Source organism: Paenibacillus hubeiensis (assembly GCF_032334105.1).
GTDB classification, from domain to species: domain Bacteria; phylum Bacillota; class Bacilli; order Paenibacillales; family Paenibacillaceae; genus Paenibacillus; species Paenibacillus hubeiensis.
The window spans coordinates 929,830-938,048 of the sequence record NZ_JAVYAE020000001.1 but is presented as its reverse complement, the minus strand read 5'-3'; the positions used below and the strand labels follow the sequence as shown (position 1 = coordinate 938,048).

At 51.4% G+C, this 8,219-nt stretch carries 7 protein-coding genes; 5 read left to right on the top strand and 2 right to left on the bottom strand.

Annotation, left to right across the window (positions count from 1 at the left end; all coding sequences use genetic code 11):
• Positions 1 to 2,041 (top strand): coiled-coil domain-containing protein (locus tag RSX24_RS04475; protein WP_343259774.1); only part of this gene is annotated, 2,041 nt, incomplete at its 5' end.
• 106 nt (positions 2,042 to 2,147) lie between these two features.
• On the opposite strand, the gene RSX24_RS04470 is transcribed toward RSX24_RS04475, so the two are convergent.
• Complete coding sequence (locus RSX24_RS04470) at positions 2,148 to 2,525, bottom strand: cupredoxin domain-containing protein (protein WP_343259773.1); 378 nt, start codon at positions 2,523 to 2,525, stop codon at positions 2,148 to 2,150.
• Positions 2,526 to 2,750: 225 nt separating this feature from the next.
• Positions 2,751 to 3,116, bottom strand: a complete 366-nt coding sequence (locus RSX24_RS04465) for a phage holin family protein (RefSeq protein WP_236415956.1) — start codon at positions 3,114 to 3,116, stop codon at positions 2,751 to 2,753.
• Between the two features lie 194 nt (positions 3,117 to 3,310).
• Here RSX24_RS04465 and RSX24_RS04460 point away from each other — a divergent pair, with 194 nt between their 5' ends.
• From RSX24_RS04460 to RSX24_RS04445, 4 genes are all read left to right on the top strand, one after another.
• Complete coding sequence (locus RSX24_RS04460; protein WP_236415953.1) at positions 3,311 to 5,677, top strand: endonuclease MutS2; 2,367 nt, start codon at positions 3,311 to 3,313, stop codon at positions 5,675 to 5,677.
• A gap of 71 nt (positions 5,678 to 5,748) precedes the next feature.
• The gene (locus tag RSX24_RS04455; protein WP_236415952.1) at positions 5,749 to 6,168 is read left to right on the top strand and encodes a DUF350 domain-containing protein; all 420 of its coding nucleotides are present in this window, start codon (positions 5,749 to 5,751) and stop codon (positions 6,166 to 6,168) included.
• Positions 6,169 to 6,294: 126 nt separating this feature from the next.
• A complete protein-coding gene (locus RSX24_RS04450; protein ID WP_339277085.1) occupies positions 6,295 to 6,855 on the top strand; it encodes a hypothetical protein in 561 nt (186 codons plus the stop codon).
• A gap of 130 nt (positions 6,856 to 6,985) precedes the next feature.
• Complete coding sequence (locus RSX24_RS04445) at positions 6,986 to 8,203, top strand: MFS transporter (RefSeq protein WP_343259772.1); 1,218 nt, start codon at positions 6,986 to 6,988, stop codon at positions 8,201 to 8,203.
• The last annotated feature ends 16 nt before the right edge of the window (positions 8,204 to 8,219 follow it).

The following is an 8,219-nucleotide window of genomic DNA, read 5'->3' as shown; positions in this document are numbered from 1 at the left end:
GAAGGAGCAGCAGGCGCAGGCGGAAGCACGCCTGAAAGAAGCGGAAGCTCGCGCAGCCGCGGAACGCCAGCAGCTTGAAGCGAAGGCGGCGGAGCAGCTGAAGGCAGCGAAAGAACAAGCAGAGGCTGCTATACTAGCCGAACTGGAGCAGGCCGAAGCAGAGCTGAACAAGGTGCAGTCGGAAGCGGCCAAACAGGTCGAAGAGCTGCAAGCCACCATGGAACGGCGTTTGCAGCAGGCTGAAGAAGAGAAGGCCCGGCAAATTGGTGAGCTCCAGGAGAAGGCCGATAAAGAACGTGCAATCATTCAGCTTGAAGCAGAACAAAATCTTCAGAACGAAATCGGTCGGGTTACGGTTGAATTCCGTGAAGCCAAGGAGCAGTCGGAACTCGAATGGATGGAAAAAGAGGTTGCCTTTGAGGCGAAGCTGGAGGCTGAAGCGAAACAAAAGAATGAACTCGCGGCGGCAGCGGCTGCCTTGGAAAAAGAACAAAGCAAGTTAAAACAGCAGTTGGAAGAGGAGAGACAGGAGGCAGAGGAGCTGCTGCGCGACGTCGAAGCTCAGCTTGGCGCCGTTCGTGAGCAGCTTGCGAGCACGCAGCAGCTGGTCACGGAGCAGGAAGAGAAAATTGCGCAGGAACTGGAACAGCTTCAGTTGTTGCAGGAAGAAAAGGCCGCGCGCATTCAGGAGAAAGAAATCCAAACGCGGCGAATCGCCGAACTGGAGCAGCAGCTGAACGAGCTGAAGCAAGATAGCGCACGCCTGCAGGAAAAATTGCGTACAGCCGAAGCGGAAACAAGCCAATCCCGGGAAGCCGAACAGCAATGGAAGCAGCAGTATAGTGAAGTCGTCGAGCGGGAATCTGCCTTGTCCGCGCAGCTTCGCAAAGCACAGGATCATCAGGCGCGGCTGGATGACGAGGTTCTGCGCTTGCAGGCAGCGGCATCGAGATCCGAGGAAGAGCAGCGCGGTCTGCAAAAGGTGCTGGAACAGGCTCATGCAGCCGTGCGTACGCTTCAGAACGAAATCGGCATGCTGACCAAGAGCGAGCAATCGTGGAAAGAGCTTGCCGAGCAGCGGCTTGCGGAGATCGGCGAATTGGAAACGCAAGTCTTGGAGGCCGTGGAACAGAACGAAACGCTTGAAGCCGGGGTGCAGTCCCTTCACGATGAATTGTCCGTCATCAAGGAAGAGGCGGATTCCTTCCGTAAAGAGGCCAACCGTTACAAGCAGGATTTTGCCCGCATCAATGATGAACATCAGCGACTCGCAGCAGAGCTGCACGACGTAACGGACGAACTGCATTCGCTGCAGGAAAGCTACAAGCAAATTCGCAGCGATTACGACGATGCATTGCAGCGCGAAGAGATCGGCGCGAGGGAATTGGAAAGACTGCAAGCCGAGAATCGCTCCATCAAGCAGTCGCTTGTAGAAGCAAACGATCAGGTAAAGATGCTGTCCGAACAAGTGGGCGAACAAGCAGCACAAATTTCGCAGACGGAAGAAGAAGCATTGGAGTGGCAAATCAAACACGAAGATTTGACGGCCAAACATGCCGAGCTTTCCGCACGGGTCGAACAACTGACTGCGCGTGAAGAGCAAATGCAGCAGAAGCTTGACGAGGCTTCAAGGAACGACCAGGTTTGGCAGCGACGTGCAGACGAATGGGCGGTGCAGGAGCAGGCTTGGCAAGAACGTTGGACTGCGCTGGAGAACGAATTGAACATGTGGCAACAGGAAAGTGCGGTCAGCGTCGAAAAGGTAGAACAGCTGGAGAAAGAATGCAAGCAGCTGGAGCAGCTGCATGCAGGTGCGGTTGAAGAAAAGCAATCGATGGAAACGGAACTTCACGATATCGGCGAACGATTCGAGCTCGCAGCCAATCAATTGCGTCTGCTGCAGGTGGAGCGCGAAATAGAGCGTGAGAAAGCCGAGCAATTGAACACCGAATATCGGCAGCTGCAGGACGAATATGCGAAACTCCAAACCGAATACAACGAGTGGATCGAACTCATCGAGCAGGACCAAAGTCAGCAATAACAGATACGGATATAACATTCAGGGTATGATCACTTGTGCGATCTGTTATAATACAAGAAGAGCTCCCGTCTAGTTGCGGGGGCTCCTTGTGATTGAATGTTTATGTTTATTCTTCAACGATGATTTTGGAGATCATTTTGCTATGACCGCTTCCGCACATAATGTTGCAGGACACCTGAAACTCTCCGGCCTTATCGGGAGTAATCACTTTTGTATTTTTCTGGGAATTGAGCGAAAGGTTTAGCTCTGGCACGAGAATGCCATGGTTTCCTTGCACATTCTCATACACGATTTTGACCGGGACGCCTTTTTTGATACGGTATTCCGGCTGATCGAATTCATAATTGCTCGCTTTGATGACAAGCTCTTCGCTTGCGGTCACGTTCGCTTCGGACTCGGCGCTGTCGCTGGAGCCTGTCCCGCCACAGGCGGTGAGCATGAGTGCCAGCATGCAGATAGCAAGCCATGCGATTCCTTTTTTCATCATGTGCCTCCCTTAGCCTGTTGAAATAGATGGAATTTGAATGATTTCCTCAAATCATCATACCTCATTCCATGAGAATATGGCCATGCCGGCTTTGTCATCTTTTTGAAAAATGCAAAGCACAAAAACCTCTTCAGGCGGAAAGCCTTCGGAGGTTTATTGGACAAGCCTGTTCAGTTGTCGAGACGTGAATCAAAGTCACTCGAGATTAGACCGATACTTCGGTTACGAATTGTTTTTGGAACTTCGGCCGGCTTCAAACGGCGTGGATACCGGGATAAAGAGGTCGATGATGCCGATCACCAGAGCCGCCAGAATGGCTCCGAGCAAAGTGACTCTTACATGATCGACCACATACTGGCCAAGCCAGATGACCAGGGCGCTGACGATGAAACCTACGATGCCTCGGCCAAACGGAGTAACCCGTTTGCCAAATACGCCTTCAATGATCCAACCAAGCAAGGCGATGACCAAGGCCAGCATCAATGCGCTCCAGAATCCGCCAACGGCAAATCCGGGCACAATCCAGCTGACTACCATCAACACGATCGCGGCAATGACGAATCGTACGACATGTCCCAGGAAATTCATACGGTTTACCTCCTTTTCATCAGATCGGATATGCATGGGACATCCAGTTCACAATGTTAATGTAGATGTTGCAATATCCTGACACCCGTAGTTTGTGGCGGAATGCTGCAACTTATGTGTGGAAGGATTCGTTAAATAGCGCAGCTGCGATTCATTCGTTATAATACAGATATAGCTTGGAAGGAGTTGTACACTTGGACACGAAAATTTTGCATACATTGGAATACCGGAAAATTTTAAATACATTGCAGGGCTTTGCCCAAACCTCCATGGGGAAACGCAAAGCTGAACAGTTGGAGCCGGTGAGTGAGCTGGAGGAAGTAAAACGGCTGCTTCAACAAACCGATGAGGCAGCGACCTACGATCGCCTGAAAGGAATGCCTTCTTTTGGCGGTATCGTGGATATCACGGCATCCGTTAAACGTGCGGAAATCGGCGGTACCCTCAATCCGCATGAATTGCTGGGCATTTCCAATACAACCCTAGCGGCCCGCAGGCTGAAACGGCAAATTGCGGCTCTGCATGAGGATGAGCCATTGGAAACACTGGTTTTTATCAGCGACCAGCTCTCGGAGCAAAAAGCGCTGGAGGACTCCATTCGCAGCTGCATCGATGACAGTGCCGAAGTCGCCGACACGGCGAGCGTGACGCTGGCGCAGATCCGTCGGGAACTGCGGGGCGGGGAAGCGCGCATCAGGGAGAAGCTGGATTCCATGATCCGTTCCTCGACGGTGTCGAAGATGCTTCAGGATCAGTTGATTACGATTCGGGGCGACCGCTTCGTGATCCCGGTCAAAGCGGAATATCGCTCTTACTTTGGCGGGATTGTGCATGACCAATCGGGTTCGGGGGCAACCCTTTTTATCGAGCCGGAATCCATCGTAGCCATGAACAACAAGCTGCGGGAGACGCGGATTCGCGAGGAACGTGAAATTGAAGTCATTCTGCAAAAATTGACGGCGTTAGTCAGCGAGCAGGCCGAATGGCTGCTGTACGATGTCGATTTGCTCGGTTCGCTCGATTTCATATTTGCCAAAGCGCGCTTGGCGCGTGAATTAAAGGCAACGCTTCCGCGCATGAATGACCGCGGGTTCATCAAGTTGAAAAAAGGCCGCCATCCGCTCATTGCCATCGAAAATGTAGTGCCTACCGACGTTGAACTCGGAAACGATTATACGTCGATCATCGTCACAGGACCGAATACGGGCGGTAAGACGGTTACCCTCAAAACGATCGGATTGTTGAGCCTGATGGCCATGTCCGGATTGTTCGTTCCCGCTGAAGATGGCAGCCAGCTCTGCGTATTCGATGCCATTTATGCGGATATCGGCGACGAACAAAGCATTGAGCAAAATCTCAGTACGTTTTCCAGCCATATGACCAACATTATTCGGATTTTGAAAAACATGACTCCGAAAAGCCTGATCCTGCTTGATGAGCTTGGTGCGGGAACCGACCCGGCCGAAGGCTCGGCTCTGGCTATATCCATTCTGGAACACATGCATAGCTCCGGCTGTCGCATGGTTGCGACGACGCACTATAGCGAATTGAAGGCCTATGCGTATGAGCGGAAAGGCGTGATCAATGCAAGCATGGAGTTTGACGTAAACACGTTAAGCCCAACCTATCGTCTGCTTGTTGGTGTGCCGGGCCGCAGTAACGCGTTTGCCATTGCGGAGCGTCTGGGACTCCCCGGCCACATTCTCGACTATGCACGCGGCGAAGTGAAAGAAGAGGATCAGCGGGTTGAGCATATGATCGCTTCTTTGGAAGAGAACAGACTTACCGCCGAGCAGGAGCGCGAACGCGCCGAACAGCTGCGTCAGGACATGGAGAAGCTGCGCAGCCGTTACCAGTCCGATCTGGAAAAACTGGAGCAGCAGCGTGATCGTCGAATTGAGAAAGCCGAGGAAGAAGCGAGAAGCATTATCGACAAAGCCAGAGCGGACGCGGAAAAAATCATTGCCGATTTGCGTCAGTTGGCCATGGAAGAGGGAGCTTCCGTCAAAGAACACAAACTTATCGCGGCACGCAAACAGCTGGATGAAGCAGAGCCCGAAAAACGCAAAAAAGCGGTCAAACGCGCAGGCTCCGTTCCGAAGACCCGTGCGATCGGCCCGGGGGATGAAGTTCTTGTGTACAGCCTGAACCAAAAAGGGCATGTGGTTGAGCTGGCGGGAAGCAAGGAAGCCTTCGTGCAGCTCGGCATTATGAAAATGAAGGTCTCTTTGGACGATCTGGAATTGCAGCAGTCCGCTCCGGCGGTGAAGCCTAAGCAGAAACCGGTAACGGGCGTGAAGCGCACACGCGATGACAATGTCCGCAGCGAGTTGGATCTGCGTGGGGCCAATTTGGAAGAGGCGTTAATGGAAACGGACCGTTTCATTGATGAAGCCTTTCTGGCTAACTTAGGCCAAATTTACATTATTCATGGTAAAGGGACCGGTATTTTGCGTTCGGGTATTCAAGAATATCTGCGCAAGCATAGACATATTAAAAGCTACCGGTTAGGCAATTACGGAGAAGGCGGTAATGGTGTGACCGTAGCAGAGTTGGAATAACAGGGCGTAATCAAGCATGTTCCGCTGGATCGGTTGCGCTTGACAGCAGGAACGGGGAAGGAGAGCGATGAGTGAAGGGGACGATTGACCAGCTGCTGTCCCATCCGCTAGGGATGGTTCTCGGTTTTTTCTCGGTTGCGATTATGGAGTTGCTTGTTTTTCTGGCTTGTTTCGAGTTGGTCACGAAATACAAATGCTGGGATGAAATCAGAAAGGGCAACGTGGCGGTAGCTATGGCTACGGGTGGCAAAATTTTTGGCATTTGCAATGTGCTTCGTTTCTGCATCCAGGCCAAATCTTCCGTGTATGAAGCGATGATCTGGTCGTTTGTAGGTTTTATTTTGCTGCTGATCGCCTATTTTCTATTTGAGTTTTTGACGCCGGTCTTCTCCATTGACAAAGAGATCGCGGCGGATAATCGGGCCGTTGGATTGATTTCAATGATTATTTCGGTCGCGCTGTCTTTTGTCATCGGCGCAAGCATCATGTAAGGAGGCCTTGCATGAAAATTTTAATACGTATTTTGTTTGCGGCATCGATTGTATTTTTTGCCATCGGTGTGATCTACGTCATGAACACGTGAAATGATGTTTGAATAAAGAAAGGTTGATCAGGTTATGGAGAAAACAATATGCCCTTGGTGCCAAACCGAAATCGTATGGGATGAGGAACTTGGGCCAGAGGAAGAGTGCCCTTATTGTCATAATGAACTGAACGGGTATCGCACACTCAACATCACGCTGGGTGACGAGGAAGGTGCCGAGAGTGTTTATGACGAAGAGAACGAAGTGGAGGATGACGATCAGACAGCCGATCTGACTGCACTTTGGGGAGAAGAGGTTGAACTGAAGATGCCTGAACTGCGCACGTTAACGAAGTATGCGGACGAAGGCCATGATTTGCTTCAATATGAAGAAGGTGTGGAGAAGCAGCTCGACGTGCAGGAGGAGGTACCGGAGTGCCCTCACTGCCGGGAATTTATGGTGCTGACCGGCACACAAACCACGACTGCAGAACATTTTGCCTCTGTTCACAACCATGCATCGGGTTCCGGTCTCCTGATGCCAATGCCATTTACGGTTCAGATGTATGTCTGTTCAGGTTGTTTCCAGGTTCAGTATAGTCTTGCTGAAGAAGATCGGATGCGTCTGATTCAAAACCTGAGTGCTCGTAAATAGCAGCAAACGCGTAATTCACTGAAAATCGTATAGACTTCCAGAGGTTTCATCATGTTTTTCTTCACCTTGGGGCAGTTTAACGTTATGACTGCCTGCTACCTATATTTCAGGTGGATGAAGGAGGAAGCAGATGAAGGTTACTCTGGGCCGACAATCCATTCTGCTGCTTGGCGTGAATGGATTGTTTGCGTTAGCCGGGGCTTTGTCCGGAACATTTCTGAATGTCTACTTGTGGAAAAGCCGGCCCGATTACAGCATGCTGGGATGGTTCACCGTGAGTCAACAGCTTGCTCTTGGCGCAACATTCTGGCTTGCCGGAAAATGGGTCAAGGAACATGACAAAATGATCGCTTTGCGTCTGGGCACCGGGTTATCGGGCTTGTTCTACATGCTTGTCCTGTGGGCGGGGCCAAAGGCGGTGGATTGGATCTGGCCGCTGGGCATCCTGCTCGGCTGTTCATTGGGGTTGTTCTGGCTTGCCTTTAACGTTGTATATTTTGAGGTGACTGACCGTGAAAACCGGGATTTGTTCAACGGATGGGTGGGGCTGCTGGGCTCCGTGACGGGCATCGTTGGTCCTTGGTTCTCCGGTTTGATCATCTCACGGATGGCTGACAATACCGGGTACCGGCTCATATTTACAGTATCGCTTGTCATCTATGTCATTGCCGTCGTGTGCAGCTTTTTCCTGAAAAAAAGAAAGGTCAGCGGTACATACTGTTGGACGGAACCGCTGAAGCAGTTATCCCGTAAGGGCAGCCCCTGGAGACCAATTGGCGTGGGGTTGATCGCTCAGGGGGTGCGAGAGGGTGTTTTTGCATTCTTGATCGCACTGCTCGTATATGTCGCCACCCAACAGGAGTATAAGCTTGGGCAATTCTCATTGATCACTTCATCCGTCGCGCTGGTGAGTTACTGGGCCGCAGGAAAATGGTTCAAACCTCGTTACAGGTCTATGGGGATGCTGTCCGGAGCGATATTGTTGTTCTTGGTTCTTCTGCCTCTATTATGGAAGGTTGGTTACGGCACCTTGCTGTTCATGGGAATCGGTTCGGCCATCGGCATGCCGCTGTACATGCTGCCGATGATTTCGGCAGGTTTCGATCTGATGGGGACAAGTGACGAAAACGTGGAGAAAAGAGTGGAACTTGTCGTATTGAGAGAGCTATGCCTCATGACCGGAAGACTGTTGGGGTTGGCATCGTTTTTGGTCATCGTTCAGAGTCAGCCAACGTTGCAAGAGATGGTATGGTTGATCGTTGCCCTGGGTGCATTTCCGCTTGTGGGATGGATTGCCATCCGCAGTTTGCTTAGCACGCATGATCCGAGGGCGCCTCAGCGAAAATAAAAGAATAACAGGGTAC